Raw genomic sequence first — 21,517 nt, forward strand, 5'->3', positions numbered from 1 at the left:
TAGCGGGAGGCTGGCTTGGACCGCGCGCTATGCACCACCGAGCGACATGGACAGCACCGTGCGTGTCGAGCAACCGTCCGGTACGCCCTGCCCGGCCAGACGGTCATCGATCCAACTCAGGGCTGCGGCAGTCGCACTGAGTGCGAGACTGACGTGCTCACTCGATTGGTCTCGCGTATAGGTGATGTGCGCCCCCGACGCGCACCACTGCGCCACCGCCTGGTCGGTCGGCGCGATGCGGACGATCTCGTCGTTCACGGCGTTGTAGAGGAACAGCGGCGCGGTCGGTGCCACGGGGCCGAAGTCCAGGTCGGCAAACGACCCCTGTACCTGCTCGAACAGCTGCGAAAAAGGGATCGTCAGGTAGTCGTCCATATGCAGGAACGCATGCTGAGACACGTTCGGCGTCATGCACTGGCTGTCACCCGCGGCTATCAGAGCTTGTCCGGCAGGGGTCAGATATTTGTCGAAAGCCGCCGCCAGATGTGGATCGGCGCGCATCATGCCCGGCAGGAGCGACGGCAGGAAACCGGCGAACGGACCGCCATCGAGCGACTCCAGGTAGTGGCTGATGGGCGCTGTCCAACCACCCATGGAAACACCGACCAGTCGTATTTCGGGAGCGTAGGTCGGTTGAACCTGTGCGGACCAACGGGTACTGAGCGACCCGCCGGAATAGCCCATCGCGGCAACCGGAGTATCGGTGCCGGACAGGCCGAGTGGCGCGAAAGCCTCGGCTGCGCGCACTCCGTCGAGCGCGGCGTAACCCGGCTGTTTCGGGGAGAACACCGACCCCTTCGGCCCCTCCCAGTCGGGGACGGAAATCGCATGACCGGAGGACAAGATCTGTTGGATCGTAATGAGATCCAGAGAGGCGTTGTACTGGTCCGGCGCTCCTTGCCGGAGCGTGAACGAGGGAGCGCACTGCGGGGCCGAGGCGTCCTCGGCGTTCTGATAGCTGATCAACCCTTTGACCTGACCGGTTCGCGGGCGCAGCACCGTCGTCACGGTCGCCGTGGGTGCGCCGTCGGTATCGGTCGTTCGATACAGCAACTGCCAGGCATCGGCGTCCTGCGCCTGGGGCCCCATCGAGGCCACCTCGACGGGTCGCGAATTCAGGATGGTGCCCGGCGCCTGTGCGTCCCAGCCCGATGGCGGGGTATAGAACGGGTCGTTCTGCGGAGTAGTCAGTGGATCGGCACTACCGACCGCCATGGGAGTGCCGGTGAAGCACAACACGGCCGAAGCCGCGATCAGAGCCGACCGCAGCTGTCCGCGCCTGACCACTGAACCCGTTGCGCTACAGGCTGATACGACACTTCTCATCATCGGACTTCCCTCCCCGGAGAGGATCGCTTCCCGCGAATCCCGCTCGAGGCAGTCAGATTACATCTCCCGGTCGGTAGGGACATCCGAACCGAGAACAAACTGGGCGCAAGTCCAACAACAATGGTCGGGCCGCAGAATGTGAGTGCGGTGCCCTCGGCAGGATTCGAACCTGCGACCTACCCTTTAGGAGAGGGTTGCTCTATCCCCTGAGCTACGAAGGCTGGACGGTGGCGCGGGGCCGACCCGAACGTCGGGGAGTCTACCTGGTCGGGGGGCGGGGGACAGCATCCCCGGGTTCGGGCGGGGTCAGGGTTTGGTGGCCACGGCGATGATGTAGTCGGCCCAGGGGCCCCAGGCGAGCAGGCCGGGGCGGCTGAAGGTGGCGCGCAGGACCGGGTTGACGCGGCGCATGTCGGGGTCGCGGAGGCGTTTGCTCAGGTAGGTGGCCAGGGGTGAATAGACGTCGCGGCGAATCGAATACACGCTGACATTCTCGAAACCGGCGGCGGTGAGCGCCTTTCGGTAGCGGGGGAGGTCGTAGGCGGTGCGTTCGGCGCCGGGGCGGTCGGAGGCGCGGATCATCAGATCGGTGACGGGGCCGGGGCGCACGGTGATGTCGGCGGTCACCAGTTTGCCGCCGGGCTGCAGGACGCGGTACGCCTCGGCGAAGAAGCGGTCGTAGGAGGGGAAGTGGAAGGCCGACTCCAGGGCGGTGACCTTGGTGCAGGAGGCGTCGGCGCGCGGCAGGTCGATGGCGGAACCGTATTCGAAGCGAATCCGGTCGGAGAGACCGAGTTCGGCGGCGCGCCGGGTGGCGATCTCGATCTGTTCGGTGGCGATATTCATGCCGATGATTTCCTTGGGGCCGAATTCGCGCGCCCACAGGAAATCCTGGTCGCCGTAACCGAATCCGACATCCAGCTGCACATCGTCCGGTCCGAGTCCGGCCTCCCGGGCGACCAGCCGGGCCAGATCGCGGCTGGCCGCGTCGAGACTCTCGGGGCGGTCGCGCCAGTAGCCGAGATTGATGAAGAGCGAATCCTCGCCGAAGAGGTTCTGCGGGCCGACGATGTCGTAGACGCGGCCGACCCGGCGGCCGGACGGCAGGAACGGCACCTTGGCCCACTCGAGGCACTCCCGCGCCCAGCGGGCCGTGCGGTCGGGCAGGGTTTCGACCGGAATGGCCGCGGTGGTCTGCGCGGGCGAAGAAGGCAGCGTCATTGAGACCCTCCGAAAGGTCGGATACGCCCCGGCGTTGTCGCCTGTGTCTCAGACGATCTAATGTCGGAGTGATGACAGTCTCAGACAGTTGAGCGGGGGAGTCAAGGGTCCGCGCACACCCCCGCCGCCGCGCGCTACCGCCGTCCGGACTGCGTCTCGTCGTAGTCGGAGGGCTTGAATGTGTGTGTCTTCCAACGGAACAGGACCGTCGCGCCGGGCCAGTTATTGGTGATGCGCCCGGACGCGTTGCGATACCAGCTGGAGCAGAAGTTCCACGGAGTGTCCTTCAGGCGGCGTTGCAGCCAGTCGTCCCAGGACTGTTCGACCTCGGCCCGCGCGGACAGGAACGTCCCGGGCTTGGGCGCCAGGTACTCCACCACCTGCCGGATGTACCGGGCCTGCGACTCCAGCATGTAGATGATCGAACCCGAGCCGACATTGGTGTTCGGCCCGTACATCATGAACAGATTCGGGAAGTCCGGCACCGAGATGCCGAGGTATGCGCGGGCGCCCTCCGCCGACCACGCATCGGCCAGCTTGCGTCCGCCGACGCCGTAGATGTTCATGGGCGCAAGGAATTCCGTGCCCTTGAAGCCGGTGCCGTAGACGATCACATCCACCGGATGCTCCACACCGTCGGCGGTGCGAATGCCGGTGGGGGTGACGGCCTCGATGGCGGTGGTCTCCACGGTCACATTGTCCTGGCCGAGCGCGGGCATGTACTCGTTGGAGAACAGGCCGCGTTTACAGCCGGCCGCGTAATCGGGAGTCAGCTTGGCGCGCAAGGCCGGATCGGGCACCTGCTTCTCGCGGTGCCGATCGGCCAGCGCGATCACCGGGGTCTTCATGGCGGGGATATCGGTGAGCGCCAGCGCCAGCACCTCGAAGAGTGACCAGATGGCGAAGCGTTCGGCCATGCGAGTGATCGGCACGTGTTTGAACAGGGCCTTGTGCATCGCGCTGTATTCGGTGTCGAACTTGGGCAGCACCCAGGCCGCCGAACGCTGGAACAGTGTCAGATGCGCGGCGAGCGGGACGATCGCCGGAATGTATTGAATGGCAGAGGCTCCCGTGCCGATGCATGCCACACGTTTGCCGGTGAGGTCGACCGAGTGATCCCACTGGGCGGAGTGGAACGCGGCGCCGGTGAAACTGTCGATGCCGGGCAGATTCGGCATGGCCGGGCGCGAGAGCTGCCCCACCGCCGGGATGAGGATATCGGCGATATGGGTGACGCCGTCGGTGGTGCGCACCCGCCAAATCCCGGCCTGCTCATCGAATTCCGCCTCGTCGACCTCGACGCCGAACTCGATCTTCGCAGGCAGGTCGTGCTTCTCCGCGACCGTGCGCATGTAGTCGTGAATATCGGCCTGATGCGAAAACCGGCGCGGCCAATCGGATTTCGGCTCGAAGGACCAGGAGTACAGCGGCGACGGGACATCGCAGGCCGCGCCCGGATAGGTGTTCTCGCGCCAGACGCCGCCCAGATCGGCCGCCTTCTCCAGGATGGTGAAGTTGGACAGCCCGTGGCGCTGCAGCTCCAGCGCCATGCCGAGTCCGGCGAATCCGGCGCCGATGATCAGGATGGACGGCTCACGATTCATAGTTCGACAGTAGAGGCATCAGCGCTGGTCAGTAAGGCATACCCGGACACTGAATCGGTATTTTCGGCCATTTCGGCCGGGTTGGCGACCGGGTGGGTAACCCGTGCCGGTGCGAATGCCGCTCACAGAAAAGCTTCTGGGACGGTGATCGCCGCCTGACCTGCGGTGCCGCACCCCGACTGGACAGCCTCCTGTCCCACTCCCTATATTCACGGAAGATCCTACTCCAATTTGCTTGTCCTGGTTAGTGATTGGCTATTCAGCGGCGCCGCAGGGGGCGTCGTTGCGACACCCGTCTTTTCCAGGACTTCGAGGCCGGCTGGTTGCCGCACAGGCGGTGGCGGGTCGGCGACAAAAACTGCGGGCGGCGAGAGTGGGGTTCGCCGCCCGCAGTTTCTTTTGCGGGCAGGTTGCCCTCAGTTGATGCCCATCCCGGCCATGTCCGAATTCAGCTATTCTGCCGAGACGTGACTCAGTTCACTCGCACGTAGGGACATGTAGGGAGCGGTTGGGAAATGTTGAGCACCATGCAGGACGAGCAGCTGTCTCTCGCGACACTGCTGCGGTACGCCTCCACCTTTCAGGGCGACAGCACCGTGTCCACCTGGACCGGGGACGGGCTTCGCACCCAGACTTACCGGGAGGTCGGCGCGGATTCGGCCCGGCTCGCCAATGCCCTGCGTGACCTGGGCATCGGCGAAGGCGACCGGGTCGGCACCTTCATGTGGAACAACAACGAGCACATGGTCGCGTACGTCGCCATCCCCGCCATGGGAGCGGTGCTGCACGCCCTGAATATTCGGTTGTTCCCCGAGCAGCTGGTGTACGTGGCCAACCACGCCGAGGACCAGGTGGTCATCGTCGACGGTTCGCTGCTGCCGATGTTCGCGCAGTATCTGCCGAATCTGAAGACGGTCCGGCATGTCATCGTCGCCAATGGCGATGCGGCGGCACTCACCGCGCCCGAGGGCGTGCAGGTGCACTCCTATGCCGAACTGCTTGCGGCGCAGCCGGACACCTTCGACTTCCCGATCGTGGACGAGCGTTCCGCGGCGGGCATGTGCTACACCTCCGGCACCACGGGCGACCCCAAGGGCGTCGTGTATTCGCACCGGTCCAACTACCTGCACGCCATGCAGGTCATCTCGCCCAACGGTATGGGCTTCGACAATTCCGACACCGTGCTCGCCATCGTGCCGCTGTTCCACGCCAATGCCTGGGGCATTCCGTACGCGGCGCTGATGTCGGGTGCGAATGTGCTCATGCCCGACCGGTTCCTGCAGCCCGCACCGCTGCTGGAGATGATGGCGGTGGCCAAGCCGACCTTCGCGGCGGCCGTGCCGACCATCTGGGGCGGTGTGCTGGCCGGGTTGCAGGCCGCGCCGCAGGACATCTCGCATCTGCGCACCTGTGTGGTGGGTGGCGCCGCGGTGCCGCCGTCCATGATGCGGGCCTTCCAGGAGCGGCACGGGGTCAAGCTGCTGCACGCCTGGGGTATGACCGAGACCTCTCCGCTCGGGTCGGTGGCGCATCCGCCCGCCGGTGTCGAGGGCGAGGAAGAGTGGGCCTACCGCTACACGCAGGGCCGCTTCCCGGCGGGCGTGCAGGCGCGTCTGGTCGCCGACGACGGGACCGTGGTGGCCAATGACGGGCAGGCGCTCGGTGAGCTCGAGGTGAAGGGGCCGTGGATCACCGGGGCGTACTACTCGCCGACCGGCGCCGAGGTCGATCCGGAGAAGTTCCACGACGGCTGGCTGCGTACCGGCGATGTCGGCAAGATCAGCGCCAATGGGTATCTGACGCTGGTGGACCGGTCCAAGGACGTCATCAAGTCCGGCGGTGAATGGATCTCCTCGGTGGATCTGGAGAACGCGGTGGTCGGTCACCCCGCCGTCTCGGAGGCCGCGGTGATCGGCGTTCCGGACGAGAAGTGGGACGAGCGTCCCCTCGTCGCGGTGGTGCTGGCCGAGGGCGCCGAGGTGAAACCCGAAGAGCTGCGCGACTTCCTGTCCGACAAGTTCGCCAAGTGGCAGCTGCCGGAGCACTGGGCCTTCATCGACGAGGTGCCCAAGACCAGTGTCGGCAAGTTCGACAAGAAGCGGCTGCGGGCGCAGTACGCCGATGGTGCGCTGACGGTCACCACGCTGTCCTGACGCTGTGCCGACGGCGCCCCGTTTCCCGGAACCGGGAGGCGGGGCGCCGCGCGCCGGGGCGATTGTCCCTCTGGCGCAGGTACGCCCGTACCGTTAGTTTGAGGGCGGATGCCTGCAGTGGGGCGGGCACAGTGGCGATCGGGGCGCTTGTATGACTCTCGGACTGATTCGTTCGGTGGGGGAGCGGGCCTATCTGGAGCTCGAGTCCGCGCGGTTGGCCCTGGGTGCGGGGCTGGTGCGGATCGAATCGCCGACCGTGCTCCTGTCCGCGGCCAACTCGCTCCTGCGCTACGGCACCCTCGCGGCCGGACTGCGGCTGTCGGCCGCCCGGTACGGCGACCGGACGGCACTGATCGACGAGCTCGGCTCACTCACCTTCGCCGAGTTGGAGGACCGGTCCAACCGGCTCGCCAATGCCTGGCGCGAGCGCGGGCTGAAACCCCGTGAGGGCGTTGCCATTCTGGCGCGCAATCACCGCGGGATCGTGGATGCGATATTCGCCGCGGCCAAGTGCGGCGCGAAAATCATTCTGCTCAATACGGACTTCGCGGGGCCGCAGATTCGGGACGTGGCCACCCGGGAGGGCACCGATCTGCTCGTCTACGACGAGGAGTACGCCGGCATGCTGGACGGGATCTCCCCGCACCGGGGCAGTTATCGGGCATGGACGGAGTCGCCCCGCGAAGACAGCCTGGAGGCGCTCATCGCCGCCGGCTCGCCGGATGCGCCGCCGTCGCCGGGAGTCGAGCCCAAGATCATTCTGCTGACCAGCGGCACCACCGGCACTCCGAAGGGTGCGCCGCGTGCGGAGCCGAAATCCCTTGCCTCACTGGGTGGCCTGCTCTCCAAGGTCCCGTTCCGGTCGGGTGAGGTGACCGAGTGCTGCGCGCCCATGTTCCATACGCTCGGATTCGCCTGCGGCATGCTGACTCTCGGCTTCGGATCCACCCTGGTGATCCGGCGGCGCTTCGATCCGCAGGTCGCCATCGACAGTGTGGCGCGCAATCACGCCAGCACCATGATCGTGGTGCCGGTCATGCTGTCGCGCATGGTGGACCTGGGTGGCAAGGGCGTCACCGGGCGCGATCTGTCCGCGCTGCGCATTATCTTCGTGGCGGGGTCGCAGCTCGGCGCGCAATTGTGCCGGGCGGTGACCGCCACCTTCGGTCCGGTCGTCTACAACCTGTACGGGTCGACGGAGGTCGCGTACGCCACCATCGCCACTCCGGAGGATCTGGCGGTGGAACCCGGCTGTGTCGGGCGGCCGGTGCTGGGTGCGCGCGTGGAAATCCTTGATGCGGACGGAAAATCCGTGCCGGTGGGGGAGACCGGGCGCATCTTCGTCGGCAATGTCATCCAGTTCGAGGGGTACACCGGCGGCGGGCACAAGGAGATCATCCGGGGCCTGATGTCCTCGGGGGACGTCGGCCACTTCGACAGTGCCGGAAGGCTTTTCATCGACGGCCGGGATGACGACATGATCGTCTCCGGTGGGGAGAACGTCTTCCCCGCCGAGGTGGAGGAGTTGCTCTACACGCACGTCGCCGTCCGGGAAGTCGCCGTGATCGGCGTTCCGGACGAGCAATTCGGTTCTCGCCTCAAGGCTTTCGTCGTGGTGCACGACGGGCAGGACTTCAGCGAGGTCGAGGTGAAGGACTTCGTGAAGTCGAATCTGGCGCGGTACAAGGTGCCGCGCGAGGTGGTCTTCCTCGAGGAGCTTCCGCGCAACCCCACCGGCAAGGTGTTGAAGCGAAAGCTCCAGGAGGCATAACCGCGGGCTGTCTCGGCCCGCCGGCAGACTGTCTCAACCTGCCAGCAGGGCCAGGAGTGCGGCGAATTCGGCCCGGGACAGGTAGCCGTCCCCGTCCAGATCCGCCTCGGCGATCAATGCCGCGGCCGAGTCGTCGCTCAGTTCGGGGCAGGTGCGGAGCAGCGATTCCAGCTCCTCCAGTTCGATCAGTTCGTTGTGATTCACATCGAACGTCTCGAAAGCCGCGTCCGCATCGGTGATCTCGACGGTCCGGCCGATCCTGGCCGCCTCGAACTCGGCCCGCGAGATCAGCCAGTCCCCATCGGTGTCGGCCGCGGCTACCAGCCGCCCCACCGCATCGGCGTCGATATCCAGGCCCAAGGCCTCGATTCCGGCGAGGATGTCGCCGCTGGAGATCAACCCGTCGCCGTCCTGATCCCACAGGTCGAAAGTGTCGGTCGGCTCGTCGGTCGCCACGGCTGCTCCTAGGAATGCTGTTTTCCGCTGTCCGGCTGCAGGATTGCGCACTCGGTGAGCAGCGGTCAAGGCCACGCGGGAATCAGCGCCGGATGGTCGTATGCTGAGCGCCTTGCGCATGGCAGGGATCGATGGGAGGACATGTGCCGGGAGAAGCCACACTGGGTCACTATCGACTCCGGAAGTTGCTCGGGCGGGGCGGCATGGGGCAGGTATGGCTGGCGGAGGACACTCGCATGGGGCGCGATGTGGCCCTCAAAGTACTACCGCCGGAACTGGTCGAGGACGAGGGCTATCAGCGGCGGTTCCAGCGGGAGGGACGGCTGGCCGCGCGGCTGCGCGGACCGCATATCGTTCCCATTCACAATTTCGGTGAACTCGACGGCCGGTTGTTCATCGATATGGAGCTCGTGGACGGCTTCGACCTCGGCCGGACCCTGGAGGCCGACGGAGCGCTGTCGCCCACGGCCGCAGTCGATGTCGTCGCGCAGGTCGCGGAGGCCCTCGATGTCGCGCATGCCGCCGGACTGATCCACCGGGATGTGAAGCCCTCCAATGTGCTCATGCTGGAGAGCGGATTCGCCTACCTGATCGACTTCGGCATCGCGCGCGGTGTCGGTTCGACCACCCTCACCGCCGTCGGCGCCGCCATCGGGACCTGGTCCTATATGGCTCCCGAACGATTCTCCGGCGCAGAGGATCTGCGCTCGGATGTGTATTCCCTGGCCTGCGTGCTCTTCGAATGCCTCACCGGTAACCGCCCCTACGGCAACACCAGCCCGCCGCAGCAGATGGCCGCGCACCTCACGGCCCCGGCGCCCCGCGCGAGCGCGCACAATCCCGCGGTGCCAACGGCTTTGGACAAGGTGATCGCCTGCGGGATGGAGAAGGATCCCGGACAGCGCTACGCGAGTGCGGGCGCACTGGCCGCGGCCGCCCGCGCGGCGGTGTCGCCGCCGAGCGCGCCACCGCCGAACATCTCCGCGCCGCGTGCCTCGCCGACTGTGCGCTGGGGGACGAGCGAGGGCTACCCGCGGGTCGAATCCGGTGCGCCCCAGGCGGGCTACGCACAGCCGCAGCAGGGATATGCGCCGCAGTGGCAGGGTGAGGTACCGCAGTGGCAGGGCGAGATGCCGCCGCGGCACGTCTACGCGACGTCCTATCAGAGCGCGCCGTCACACCAGGTCCAGCCACCGATGGCACAGGGGTATTCGCCTGTGGGGCAGGGATATCCGGCTGCTACGCCGGACTATCGGTCCGCTCCGGCGCAGGGATACACGGCGCAGGGATACGGATCGACGTCCGCACCGCAGCCGGCTTCCTACCCGCCGTATTCGCCGGCCGCGCAGTACACGAGCGAACGGCTGACGAGCTCCGCCGCCACGGATTCCGGCAAACCGGGGATCAGTCTCCGCCGCGGCCTGTGGTGGATCGTATTGTGCGTGCTCATCCTGTTTTTCGGGATGCTGGTTGTCGCCGGCTTCGCGGTGTACTTCTCGGACGATAAGTTCGGCTGGACCGGCCTGCTCGTCGCGGCCTTGATTTTCGATCTGCCATTCGGGATATTCGTGTATTTGTTCGTCAAGGACATCAAGAAGTTCCGGCGGCGGTGAGCGCGCGCATCGGCGCGACCGGGGTTGCCGGTCGCGCCGATGCGGGGTTGCGCTCAGCAGTTACGTAGTTCGGGGCTCTGGTTGAGGAGCTGGGCGCGGGTGGAGATGAAGGTGCTGTAGGTGTCGCCGCCGACTGCGGCGAGCGGGAACGCTGCCACGCGATGGCAGTTCTGGAAGGCGAGTTTCACGCCGAAATGCCGTTCCAGCCCACCGCGAATGGCGTCGGAGGCCATGGCACGCAGCAACTGGCCGCGCGCCACTTCGTCCGGCGGTGGAATGACATTGTCCGCGTATTCCTCTGCAGCACCGGAATGCAGGTCGGCAGCGACTCGGCTGACGACCTCGTAGGCGTAGGGCAGCGAAGTCCGAACACATTCGACGAACTCTTCGTCGCTGACTTCACCGCGTTCGGCTCGCTCGAGCAGTGCGGTGGGTACGTCGAGTGACATATCGCTCTCCTCATGGGATGGCGGATGGTGTCAGCCGATTCTAGATGAAAAAGGTTGTCAACAACCCTGGATTCGAATCGAAAGTGCCTTGTTCAGAGCGGTTTTCGCATCCTCGGACAGTCGCCGCACCAGCTCGCCGGCCGGTAGCTCGGCCGCCAGCGAATGTGCCTGACCTGCCCAGAGATTCACTTCGTCGGCATTGCCCGAAGCGCGGGCGGCGGCGCGCAAAGGCCCGGTGGCGTAATGGATTTCCGGATAGGCCGAGGGTGCGTCCGGGTGGTCGAGCATGAATTGGTTGCGCAATCCGCGGGCGCGGCGGCCGGTGAAGGCGCGGGTGAGCATGGTCGGGGTGTCGAGGGTGACGGCATCGCGGATCAGCGGCGCGGTGCCCGCCTCGTCGGTGCGCAGGAATGCGGTGCCGATCTGCGCGGCGGCGGCCCCGGCGACGAGCGCCGCCGCCACGGCCGCACCGGTGGCGATGCCGCCCGAGGCGACCAGGGGCAGGTCCACGGCGGCCCGCAGCAGCTGCAGCAGTGTCAGCAGCCCCAGCGGATCGGCGGTGTCCTCCTCGGGCCGGTCGGCGAAGCTGCCGCGGTGCCCGCCCGCCTCGGCGCCCTGGGCGATCAGCACATCGGCCCCGACCTCGGCGGCAATGCGCGCCTCGGCGACCGAGGTGACGGTGACCCACACCTCCGATCCGGCCTCGTGCAGTCGCGCGATCTCCTCGGCCGAGGGGCAGCCGAAGGTGCACGAAACGACCGGCACGGGATCGGTGATCAGCAGATCGAGCTTCGCGGCCCAGGCATCGGTGTCGAATCTTGGCTCACCGATGGGGAATTCGCGCGCGAGGAGATCAACGTAGTCGCCGAAACTGGTCACAGGACTAGGTGCGGACGGGTAAAACAGATTCACACCGAATGCCGCGGAGGTGAGGGTGCGTGTCAGTTTTATCCGCCCACCGAGATCGTCCGCGCCGAGATATCCGGCGGCCAGGAATCCCAGTCCGCCCGCATCGGAGACGGCAGCGGTCAATTCGGGTGTGGACGGTCCGCCCGCCATCGGGGCGAGCACGATCGGCGTATTCAGCTCGTCTAGAAGCACGCCCACAAGTGTGCGCCCCCGCCCCTTATTCGTGATCTACCGGTGGGCAGTGCCACCTGGGATTTTCGAACGCAAGGTTGCGGAATGGTCACGGGCGAGTACTGTTTCCATCACAGCGATGCCGAATCGTTACCGGAACTTCGAACTCTAGGACGAACTTTGTCGCACCACAGAGAGACGGCGAACTCCGTATCCGTTCTGGATTTGCTCGATGATTCGGGCATCCACCGCATCGGCTCGGTCGCCCGAAAGCGACATCGGGCTGAGCCTTCCACCGTCGACCGCGTCAAAGTAGCGGCCGGAGCCGCGGTCGCGGCGAGTGCCCTCATCGGCACCGCGACCCAGATGGTTCCGGCCCTCGCGCACGCCGCACCCGTCGCCCCCAATCACGAGAACAAGCCCGCGGCTCAGGATGCCGACGCCGCCGTGCTGCGCGATGCCGCACCGGCAGTCAAGCAGGCCGCCGAGGTCGCCGCCCCCATCGCGGCCCCGGCCCCCGCCGGTGACGCGCCCGTGGCGGCCCCGGCTCCCACGCCCTTCGGTCTGCAGAACCTGCCGCCGGAGATCGCGAACCCGCTGGCGCAGGCCGAGGCGACGCTCAAGGATCTGCAGCAGAAGATGGCGCCCGCCGCCGCGGTGCGCCCGACCGCCGGTGTCATCAGCTCCGGCTTCGGCGCTCGCTGGGGCACCATGCACTACGGCATCGACTTCGCCGATGCCATCGGCACTCCGATCCACTCCGTCATGGGTGGAACCGTTCTGGATGCCGGACCGGCGCAGGGCTTCGGCCTGTGGGTCCGCGTCAAGCAGGACGACGGCACCACCGCTGTCTACGGCCACGTGAACGATATGTATGTGACCCGCGGACAGCGCGTCAACACCGGCGACGTGATCGCGACTGTCGGAAATCGCGGTGATTCCACCGGTCCCCACCTGCACCTGGAGATCTGGGACGCCGCTGGAACCAAGGAAGATCCGCTCCCATGGCTGGTCAGCAAGGGCGTAATCATGCAGCAGCAGTGGGGTCCGGACCAGTAGAGCGTTCACCCGCCCCGGCGAACGGGCGCTTCCCGGACCGGCGGATGCCGGTGGGCGCGGTGACGACACTGGATGATCTCTTCGACCCTGCCTCGTTGCACGGGCGCGCCTACGCGGTGCTCGTGCAGCATCCAAGGTCGACCGCATCGGAGGTCGGCGAGCGCCTGGGCTGCCCGCCGCGCGTGGCCGAGGCCGCGCTCGAGGCGCTGTGCCATTTGGAGGCCGCGGTGCGGTTGACCGAAAGCAGCGGCACCGTGCGCTGGGACGCGCACGCTCCGGAAGCCCTGTCGGAGGCCGAGACTCGGCGCCGCACCTCCGATGTGCTGCGCATGCAGTCGGCGGCGGCCCGTCTCGGCGAGACCTTCCGATCGGTGCGGCGCACCACCGATGCCGACGGTGCGGTGGTGGCTGTCTACGAACGCCGCCAGCTGCTCGCCGATTTCGAAGATCTGCAGCACACCGCGCACACCTGCGTGAAGGTGGTGGAGCGCGGTCCGTTCCTCTCCGATGTGGAGACCGAGGAGCGGATGTTCGAGCTCAAGTCCGCGCGCATCGCCTCGGGCATCGACTACCGCACGCTGTATCAGGAGACGATCTACCAGGACGCAGAACGACTACGGCATGTCCTCGCCACCAATGCCGCAGGCGCACAGGCGCGTACGCTGCCCGATCCGCCGATGAAGCTGATCGTGGCCGACGACCGCCGGGCGGTGCTGGTACTGCACTCCGACGAGCGGCGCGGTGATCCGATGGGTGTGCGGGTCGGCCCCTCGCCCACGCTGGATCTGCTGGTGAAGACCTTCGATTCGCTGTGGTCCATGGCCACGCCGATTTCGGTGAACCCGTCCGAATCCCTCGACGAGCGCGATCGCGCCATCCTCACCCTCATGAGCATGGGCGCGACGGACGACACCATCGCGCGCCGGCTGGGGTTGTCCCGGCGGACCGTGGTGCGGCGGACCGCGAGCCTGCTGGAGCGGCTCGGTGCGAGCACCCGATTCCAGGCCGGGGTGCAGGCCACCCGACGTGGGTGGCTGTAATTGCCTGTGGTGCAGATCACAAGGCTGCAACGAAGGTCCCTGGTCACCGATACTCTCTGAGCTCGAGCCGTCATCGCGGCACCGCGCGCCCGATATGATTGCTCAGTCCGCCAGCGTGGTTCGACCACCATTATTCGTGGGTTGGCCGAAGGTCTTCGGCATGCGGACCAGCTAGACCCGAGAGGTGAATGCACTCGAATGGATACTGCCCGCCGTACAGCTCGCGGTAATCGTCGGCGTCGGTCCGGCAGCCCTCTTTTCGGGCAGCTCCTCACCGCCGCGGTCGAATCCGCGGCCGATGCCATTGCCGTCCGGTTCAATCCGACCGGCGCACCGGCCGATCAGCGTGAGATCAGCTACCGCGACCTGGACGCACACTCGTCCCAGCTGGCGCGCGAACTGATCGGGCGCGGGGTCGGCCCCGGCGATATGGTCGCCATCGGCATCACCCGGTCCATCGAATCGGTGCTCGCGGTGTGGGCCGTCGCCAAGACCGGCGCGGCGTACGTCCCCGTCGATCCGGCGTATCCGCCGGACCGCATCGACCATCTGCTGACCGATTCGGGCGCGGTGCTCGGACTGACCACGCGGGAGTACCGCGGAGCGCTCGGGACCTCCACCTACTGGATCGAATTGGACGATCCGGTGTGGACCGGGCGGATCGAAGCGCATCCCGCGCACCCCATCTCCTATGCGGACCGGGTGCGGTCGCTGACCGAACAGCATCCGGCCTATGTCATCTACACCTCCGGTTCGACGGGTAAGCCCAAGGGCGTTGTCGTCACCCACACCGGTCTCGCCGGTCTCGCCGCCGCGGAGCGCGAGCACTACGGCGTCACCTCGGATTCGCGTGTGCTGCACGTGTGTTCGCCCAGCTTCGATGTGTCGGTGCTGGAGTTGCTGCTGGCCTTCACGTCCGGCGCCACCCTGGTGGTCGCCCCCGCCGGGGTGTTCGGCGGCGTGGAGCTCGCGGACCTGCTCGGCCGCGAACGGGTCACCCATGTGCTGATCACGCCGGGTGCGCTGGAATCGGTGGATCCGTCCGGACTGGACGAGCTGAGCACCGTCGTGGTCGCCGGCGATAAGTTCGGGCCGGAGCTGGTCGGTCGCTGGGCGACCGGCAGCCGTTCCTTCTACAACGGGTACGGGCCCACCGAGGCAACGATTCTCGCGACCAGCAGCGCACCGCTGCTGCCGCACGAGGGCATCACCATCGGTTCGGCGGTGCCGGGTGTCGGTGCGTACGTGCTGGATTCGCGGCTGCGGCCGGTGCCGGACGGCGTGGTGGGCGAGCTGTACCTGTCGGGTCCCGCGCTGGCGCAGGGCTACAACCGGCGGCCGGGCCTGACCGCGGAACGCTTCGTGGCCAGTCCTTTCGGCGAGGCCACGGGTACGCCGGGCGCGCGTCTGTACCGCACCGGTGACCTGGTGAAGCGCACGGCCGCCGCGGGCGGCGACGCGGAGGCCGGCGGTGTCATCGAGTACCTGGGCCGCTCCGATTTCCAGGTGAAGATTCGCGGTCTGCGCATCGAGCTCGGCGAGATCGACAATGCGCTGACCGCGCACGCCGATGTGGATTACGCTGCGACGCTGGGCAAGACGCTGCCGTCGGGTGTGACCGCGCTGGTCTCCTATGTACTTCCGCGTCCGGGAACCACTCTCGATACCGCCGAACTGGCGAGCTTCATCGGTGAATCGCTGCCCGCGTACATGGTGCCCACGGCCATTGTGGTGCTGGACGAAATCCCGCTGACCCCGGTCGGCAAGCTCGATCGTGCCGCCCTGCCGGAGCCGGTATTCGCGGCCCGCGAGTTCCGGGCGCCGTCCACTCCCGCCGAAGAGGCTGTGGCACAGGTCTTCGCGACGCTGCTGATTCCGGACAACCCGGAGGCGCGGGTCGGCGCGGACGACGACTTCTTCGAACTCGGGGGCAATTCGCTGCTCGCGGCGCAGGCCGCGGCGCGCATCGGCACCGCGCTGGGTACCCGGGTGCCCGTGCATGTGCTGTTCGAGGCGTCGACGGTGGCGGCGCTGGCGGCGCAACTCGACGGTGGCGCGGCCGTGACCGCCGGTCCGGCGCTGGGTTCGCTGCCACGGCCGGAACGGATTCCGCTGTCCTTCGCGCAGCAGCGCATGTGGTTCCTGAACCGTTTCGATCCCGGCAGCGCGGTGGACAATATTCCGCTCGCGGTCCGGTTGAGCGGCGCCCTCGATGTCGAGGCGCTGCGTGCGGCGGCCCGGGATCTGGTGGCGCGGCACGAGGTGCTGCGCACCATCTATCCGGAGGTCGACGGCGAGGGCTACCAGCTGGTGCTGGCCGCCGACGATCCCCGTGCGGTACCGGAACTTTCGCTGCTCGATATCGGCGCGGCCGAGATTCCGGAGCGGGTCGCCGAGGTGGTCGGCGCCGGTTTCGACGTCACCACCGCACCGCCGATTCGCCTGCGACTGTTGCGGATCGCCGCGCAGGAGCATGTGCTCGTCGCCACCGTGCACCACATCTCCGGTGACGGCGTGTCCATGGGTCCGCTCGCGCGTGATCTGGTGACCGCTTACGCCGAGCGGGCCCGCGGCGGGGAACCGCAGTGGACGCCGCTCGAGGTGCAGTACGCGGACTACGCGGTGTGGCAGCGCGAGACGCTGGGCAGCGAGGACGATCCGGATTCGGTGCTGGCGCAGCAGATCGCCTTCTGGCGAGAAGCGCTGGACGATCTGCCCGACGAACTGGTGCTGCCCGCCGACCGGCCGCGGCCGCCGGTGGCCTCGTACCGCGGTGGCACCTTCGGCTTCCGGATCACCGACGAAACCTATGCGGCGGCACGGCATATGGCCGAGGCCCGCGGCACCACGCTGTTCATGGTGGTGCACGCGACGCTCGCCGTACTGCTGGCGCGACTGTCCGGCACCCGCGATATCGCCATCGGCACCCCGGTGGCGGGGCGCGGTGCGGCCGAGCTCGACGATCTCATCGGCATGTTCGTCAATACGCTGGTGCTGCGGACCGATATCGATCCCGGCACCAGCTTCGAGGATCTGCTGCATCAGGTGCGCGACACCGATATTCGGGCCTTCGGGCATGCCGACGTGCCGTTCGAGCGCCTGGTGGAACTGCTGGATCCGGCGCGCTCGCAGGCGCGCAATCCGCTGTTCCAGGTCATGCTCGCCTTCCAGAACATGGCGCCCACCCGGCTGGAACTGCCGGGGCTGAGCGTGGCGGGCGCGGATCTGCAGATACCGTTCGCCAAGTTCGATCTGCAGCTGACCATGCAGGAGTCGCACGACGAGCACGGCGACGCCGATGGTCTGGCCGGCGAATTCTCCTATGCGCTGGATCTTTTCGACGAGTCGACGGTGGCGGTCTTCGCCGAGCGGTTCGAGCGGGTGCTGGCGGCCGTGACCGCCGATCCGGGCGCCTCGGTCGGCGACATCACGGTCTTCGGCGCACGGGAACGGCAGCAGGTCGTCAGCGACTGGAACGCCACCGGATTCGATCTGGAGGCGGCCGTCGGTCTGCCGCAGGGCATTCCGGCCACGCTGGTATCGATGTTCGACGCACAGGTCGCGGCCACCCCGAATGCCGTCGCGGTGGTGTTCGAGGACGAGCGGCTCACCTACCGGGAGCTGCAGCAGCGCGCGAATCGCCTGGCTCGCCGGCTCATGATGGGCGGTTTCGCCGCCGGTCCGGAATCGACGGTGGCACTGGCCATCCGGCGTTCCACCGAACTCGTGGTGGCCATGTACGCCGTGGTCCAGGCGGGTGCGGCGTATGTGCCGATCGACCCGGATCAGCCGCTGGACCGTATCGGGCACATTCTCGATACCGCGCAGCCGCGCCTGATTCTGACCACGCGCGCAGACGATTTCACGTCGGGACGCGTGATCAATACGGCCCGGGTCGAGGATCTGGAGCAGGCCGCACAGGGTCTGAGCGCCGCGCCCATCGCCGATACCGAGCGCACGCAGCCGCTGCGGGCGGACAATACCGCCTATGTGATCTTCACATCCGGTTCGACGGGCAAGCCCAAGGGTGTGGCCGTGAGCCACCGGGCCATTGTCAATCGCCTGGTGTGGATGCAGGCGCAGTACCGCCTGACCGCCGACGACGCTGTGCTGCAGAAGACTCCGGCCACCTTCGACGTCTCGGTGTGGGAGTTCTTCTGGCCCCTGCAGGCCGGTGCGCGACTGGTGGTCGCCAAGCCCGACGGGCATCGCGATCCGGTGTATCTGGCGCAGATCATTGCCGAACAGGGCATCACCACGGCGCATTTCGTGCCGTCCATGCTGTCGGTGTTCGTGGGCACGCTCGGCGGCGCCGAGACCTCCGCGCTGCGGCTGCGGCAGGTGTTCGCCTCCGGTGAGGCGCTGCCCGGCAGCACTGCGCAGAAGGTCCGCGAGCTGACCGGCGCGCGGGTGCACAATCTGTACGGCCCGACCGAGGCCGCGGTCGACGTCACCTATCACGAGGTGACCGATGCGGACATCACCTCGGTGCCGATCGGCGCCCCGGTCTTCAATACCCAGGTGTACGTGCTGGATTCGCGACTGAACCCGGTGCCGCCGGGTGTCGCGGGCGAGCTGTATCTCGCGGGTGTGCAGCTGGCGCGCGGCTATGTGGAGCGGCCGGATCTGACCGCCGATCGGTTCGTGGCCGATCCGTTCGGCATCGGCGCGCGCATGTACCGCACCGGCGATCTGGTGAAGTGGGATGCGGCCGGTGAGCTGGAGTACCTGGGCCGCACCGACTTCCAGGTGAAGCTGCGCGGGCTGCGGATCGAGCTGGGCGAGATCGAGGCGGCGCTGCTGGCGCAGCCGGGTGTCTCGCAGGCCGTGGTCGTGGTGCGCGCCGATGCGCACACCGGCGATCAGCTCATCGGCTACGTGGTCGCCGATGTCGACGGCGAAGAGCTGAAAACAGTGCTGGCGCAGTCGCTTCCGGCTTACATGGTGCCGTCGGCGCTGCTGGTGCTCGACGAGTTCCCGCTCAATGCCTCGGGCAAGCTGGACCGGAAGGCGCTGCCCGCCCCGGTCTTCGAGGCCAAGGTGTTCCGGGCGCCGTCGACTCCCATCGAGGAGATCGTGGCCGGGGTCTTCGCCGAACTGCTCGGTGCGGACCGGGTCGGCGCGGACGACGACTTCTTCGAGCTGGGCGGTAATTCGCTCATCGCCACCCGGGCCGTGGCGCGGGTGAACGAGGCGCTCGATACGAATGTCGCGGTGCGCGAACTGTTCGAGACCTCCACGGTCGCCGGACTGGCCGCGCGCGTGGTGCCCGGTGCGGGTGTGGGCGCACGTCCGCCGCTGGTCGCGGGGGAGCGCCCCGCGCGGGTGCCGCTGTCGCTGGCGCAGCAGCGCATGTGGGTGCTGAACCAGTTCGATCCGGAGTCGGCGGCCTACAACATCCCCATGGCCATCCGCCTGCAGGGCGCGCTCTATGTTCCCGCGCTGCGGCAGGCGGTCGAGGACGTGCTGACCAGGCACGAGGTCCTGCGCACGTGGTATCCGGAATCCGCTCCGGGCGCGGCGGCGTACCAGGAGATCCTGTCGGTGGCCGAGGTGCTGCCGGACGGTCTCGAGGTCGAGCGGGCCGAGGACATCGGCGCACGGGTGGCGGAGCTGGTCTTCACCGGATTCGATGTGGCGCAGCGTGTTCCGCTGCGGGTGCGGCTGATCACCGGTGATGATCCGGACGACTACCTGCTGGTGCTGGTCGCCCATCACATCGCGGCCGACGGCGCCTCCATGGCTCCGCTGGCGCGCGATCTCATGGCCGCCTACCTGGCGCGCAGTGCGGGCCGGGAGATCGGCTGGTCGCCGCTGGCGGTGCAGTACGCCGATTTCGCGGTGTGGCAGCGCGCGGTGGTCGGTGTCGACGAGGACGAGAACTCCTTGGCCGCACAGCAATTGGCGTTCTGGCGCGAGCAGCTGGCGGACCTGCCCGCACCGAGCCTGCCGCTGGACCGGCCGCGCACCGCGGCCTCCTCCACGGCGGGCGCGTTCGCGGACTTCCGGCTGCCCACCGAGGTGCACGTCGCACTGAATCGTATTGCGCGGCAGCACAATGCCTCGCTGTTCATGGTGGTGCACGCGGCCGTGGCGGCCTGGCTGGCGCGGCTGTCGGGTAGTACCGATGTGGTCATCGGCACCGCCGTCGCCGGTCGCGGTGAACGGGCGCTGGACGATCTGGTCGGCATGTTCGTCAATACCTTGACGCTGCGCACCCCGGTCGACCTCGATGCGCCGTTCGATGTGCTGGTCGCGCAGGCCCGGGAGACCGACCTGAATGCCTTCGGCAATGCCGATGTGCCGTTCGAGCGGGTTTCCGAGGTGGCGGCCGCCGGTCGCGGCGCCGCGAATCCACTACTGCAGGTGGTGCTTTCGCTGCAGAACACCGAGACTCCGGTGCTGGAGCTGCCGGGACTGCGGGTGTCGGCCATCGATACCGAACTGGCCGCGGCGAAGTTCGATCTGCAGATCAGCATGGAGCCGCGCTCCGGCGCCGACGGCGCGCTGGGCGTGCTCGACGTGATCTTCGCCTATGCCACAGACCTTTTCGACGAGGCGACCATCGATTCGTTCGGGCAGGCGCTGGAGCGGATCCTGCTGGCCGTTGCCGCCGACCCGCACACGGTGGTCGGGGATATCGAACTGCTCGGTACACCGGGCGCCGGGGTGGCCGCCGCATCGCGCCCGACTCCCGAACCGGCGGCTCCGGCCGCGCGGGGCGCCGCGCTGACACAGGTCCTGACCACCGCGGTCGAGGACGATCCGGACGGTCCGGCACTCGTGTGGGGCGAGGAATCGGTGACCTATCAGGAACTCGACGCCCGCTCCTCGCGGCTGGCCCGGGTGCTGATCGCGCACGGCAGCGGACCGGGCGCGGGTGTGGTGGTCAGTCTGCCGCGCAGTGCGGATCAGGCCGTGGCGACCTGGGCCGTACTCAAGACCGGGGCCATGCTGGTGCCGCTCGCGGCGGCCGACGCACCGGGTCTGGACGTCAAGGTGGGTATCACCGTGGGCGCCGTGCCGGCGACGGCGTCGGGCATCGACTGGCTGGTGCTCGACGATGCGGAAGTGGCGGCTCAGGTCGCCGCCGAATCCGCGCGCCCGGTCACCTACGCCAGTCGTACACGCGCGCTGCGCGGAATCGACCCGGCGTACCTCGCCTCCGGTGGCGTCCTCACCTACGACGCACTGGCCGCCGCCGCGGATCGCGCCCGCGACACCGCCGGCATCACCTTCGAATCCCGGACCTTCCATCAGGGTTCGCAGGGTTCGGCGCTGGCCCTGGTGGAGCTGGTCGCTGCCGGCGCCGCGGGAGCCTCGTTCGTGCTCGTGGATCCGGCTACCGCCGACCTTTCCGCGGCACTGGGCGATGAGTGGGTTACCCATCTGTTCGCCGACTCGGCCGGTTTGCACGACCTGGACCCTGCCCCGCTCGAAGATTTACAAACTGTGATCCTCGCCTCGAGTGCCGATACCCAGGCATGGACGTCCACCGTGGTAGTGCTCTCGGGGCTAGCGGATGTTCACTTGAGCTGAGCTGAAGTACCGGCCGTAGTTCCTTTTCCGGTTGTATTCTCCGCGCGTTAGCGGAAAAGTCGAGCGTGCGCGCTCGGTTCTTCCGATGCGCTCGGGCGGTACGGGGAACAATGATTACGGTGGGGGACAACTTAATGGATCGGGTTGCCGGGCAGTGGCAGCACAAAATCTGGGCGGTGTGCGCATGATCGGCACAACGCGCG

12 protein-coding genes and 1 tRNA gene are annotated in these 21,517 nt (G+C 67.5%); 6 read left to right on the top strand and 7 right to left on the bottom strand.

Translation table 11 applies throughout. The annotated features are described in order from the left end of the window. Positions 1–27 precede the first annotated feature (27 nt). The 4 genes from OG326_RS06195 to OG326_RS06210 all read right to left on the bottom strand — a co-directional run bounded on the left by OG326_RS06195 (position 28) and on the right by OG326_RS06210 (position 4,154). Positions 28–1,215: a lipase family protein gene (locus OG326_RS06195; protein WP_327143642.1), complete on the bottom strand. Its 1,188-nt coding sequence runs from the start codon at positions 1,213–1,215 to the stop codon at positions 28–30. A 262-nt stretch (positions 1,216–1,477) separates the two neighbouring features. Further along, positions 1,478–1,550 (bottom strand) — tRNA-Arg (locus tag OG326_RS06200). An 85-nt stretch (positions 1,551–1,635) separates the two neighbouring features. After that, positions 1,636–2,550 (bottom strand): SAM-dependent methyltransferase, encoded by a 915-nt coding sequence (locus OG326_RS06205; protein WP_327143643.1) that lies wholly within the window; start codon positions 2,548–2,550, stop codon positions 1,636–1,638. A gap of 134 nt (positions 2,551–2,684) precedes the next feature. Beyond that, positions 2,685–4,154 (bottom strand): flavin-containing monooxygenase, encoded by a 1,470-nt coding sequence (locus tag OG326_RS06210; protein ID WP_327143644.1) that lies wholly within the window; start codon positions 4,152–4,154, stop codon positions 2,685–2,687. A gap of 515 nt (positions 4,155–4,669) precedes the next feature. Here OG326_RS06210 and OG326_RS06215 point away from each other — a divergent pair. Together OG326_RS06215 and OG326_RS06220 are read left to right on the top strand one after the other, a co-directional pair. Beyond that, positions 4,670–6,307, top strand: coding sequence for a long-chain fatty acid--CoA ligase (locus tag OG326_RS06215; RefSeq protein WP_327143645.1), 1,638 nt, complete (start codon positions 4,670–4,672; stop codon positions 6,305–6,307). A 151-nt stretch (positions 6,308–6,458) separates the two neighbouring features. Next, positions 6,459–8,078, top strand: coding sequence for an acyl-CoA synthetase (locus OG326_RS06220; protein WP_327143646.1), 1,620 nt, complete (start codon positions 6,459–6,461; stop codon positions 8,076–8,078). A 33-nt stretch (positions 8,079–8,111) separates the two neighbouring features. Here the strand turns inward: OG326_RS06220 and OG326_RS06225 are convergent, their stop codons facing one another. Continuing rightward, on the bottom strand, positions 8,112–8,534 hold the full coding sequence (locus OG326_RS06225; RefSeq protein WP_327143647.1) for an EF-hand domain-containing protein: 423 nt from the start codon (positions 8,532–8,534) through the stop codon (positions 8,112–8,114). Between the two features lie 131 nt (positions 8,535–8,665). Between OG326_RS06225 and OG326_RS06230 the strand changes: the two genes are divergently transcribed. Continuing rightward, positions 8,666–10,147 (top strand): serine/threonine-protein kinase, encoded by a 1,482-nt coding sequence (locus OG326_RS06230; RefSeq protein WP_327143648.1) that lies wholly within the window; start codon positions 8,666–8,668, stop codon positions 10,145–10,147. A 53-nt stretch (positions 10,148–10,200) separates the two neighbouring features. Here the strand turns inward: OG326_RS06230 and OG326_RS06235 are convergent, their stop codons facing one another. Further along, entirely contained in the window at positions 10,201–10,596 is a 396-nt protein-coding gene (locus OG326_RS06235) for an SCO5389 family protein (RefSeq protein WP_327143649.1), read from the bottom strand. A 57-nt stretch (positions 10,597–10,653) separates the two neighbouring features. Continuing rightward, positions 10,654–11,697: a nitronate monooxygenase gene (locus OG326_RS06240; protein ID WP_327143650.1), complete on the bottom strand. Its 1,044-nt coding sequence runs from the start codon at positions 11,695–11,697 to the stop codon at positions 10,654–10,656. Between the two features lie 159 nt (positions 11,698–11,856). On the opposite strand from OG326_RS06240, the gene OG326_RS06245 reads away from it, so the two are divergent. From OG326_RS06245 to OG326_RS06255, 3 genes are all read left to right on the top strand, one after another. Then, positions 11,857–12,735: a M23 family metallopeptidase gene (locus tag OG326_RS06245; protein ID WP_327143651.1), complete on the top strand. Its 879-nt coding sequence runs from the start codon at positions 11,857–11,859 to the stop codon at positions 12,733–12,735. 59 nt (positions 12,736–12,794) lie between these two features. Beyond that, positions 12,795–13,775 carry a helix-turn-helix transcriptional regulator gene (locus OG326_RS06250; protein ID WP_327143652.1) on the top strand — a complete coding sequence of 327 codons (981 nt, stop codon included), beginning with the start codon at positions 12,795–12,797 and terminating at the stop codon, positions 13,773–13,775. 198 nt (positions 13,776–13,973) lie between these two features. After that, on the top strand, positions 13,974–21,314 hold the full coding sequence (locus OG326_RS06255; protein ID WP_327143653.1) for a non-ribosomal peptide synthetase: 7,341 nt from the start codon (positions 13,974–13,976) through the stop codon (positions 21,312–21,314). Positions 21,315–21,517: the final 203 nt, after the last annotated feature.

Source organism: Nocardia sp. NBC_01327 (assembly GCF_035958815.1).
In the GTDB taxonomy this organism is placed as follows: domain Bacteria; phylum Actinomycetota; class Actinomycetes; order Mycobacteriales; family Mycobacteriaceae; genus Nocardia.

Bases quoted from the DNA above. Each gene is read 5' to 3' on its own strand.
- OG326_RS06195 (WP_327143642.1), bottom strand. From the start codon at position 1,215: ATGGCGGTCGGTAGTGCCGATCCACTGACTACTCCGCAGAACGACCCG.
- OG326_RS06205 (WP_327143643.1), bottom strand. From the start codon at position 2,550: ATGACGCTGCCTTCTTCGCCCGCGCAGACCACCGCGGCCATTCCGGTC.
- OG326_RS06210 (WP_327143644.1), bottom strand. From the start codon at position 4,154: ATGAATCGTGAGCCGTCCATCCTGATCATCGGCGCCGGATTCGCCGGA.
- OG326_RS06215 (WP_327143645.1), top strand. From the start codon at position 4,670: ATGTTGAGCACCATGCAGGACGAGCAGCTGTCTCTCGCGACACTGCTG.
- OG326_RS06220 (WP_327143646.1), top strand. From the start codon at position 6,459: ATGACTCTCGGACTGATTCGTTCGGTGGGGGAGCGGGCCTATCTGGAG.
- OG326_RS06230 (WP_327143648.1), top strand. From the start codon at position 8,666: ATGGGAGGACATGTGCCGGGAGAAGCCACACTGGGTCACTATCGACTC.
- OG326_RS06235 (WP_327143649.1), bottom strand. From the start codon at position 10,596: ATGTCACTCGACGTACCCACCGCACTGCTCGAGCGAGCCGAACGCGGT.
- OG326_RS06255 (WP_327143653.1), top strand. From the start codon at position 13,974: ATGGATACTGCCCGCCGTACAGCTCGCGGTAATCGTCGGCGTCGGTCC.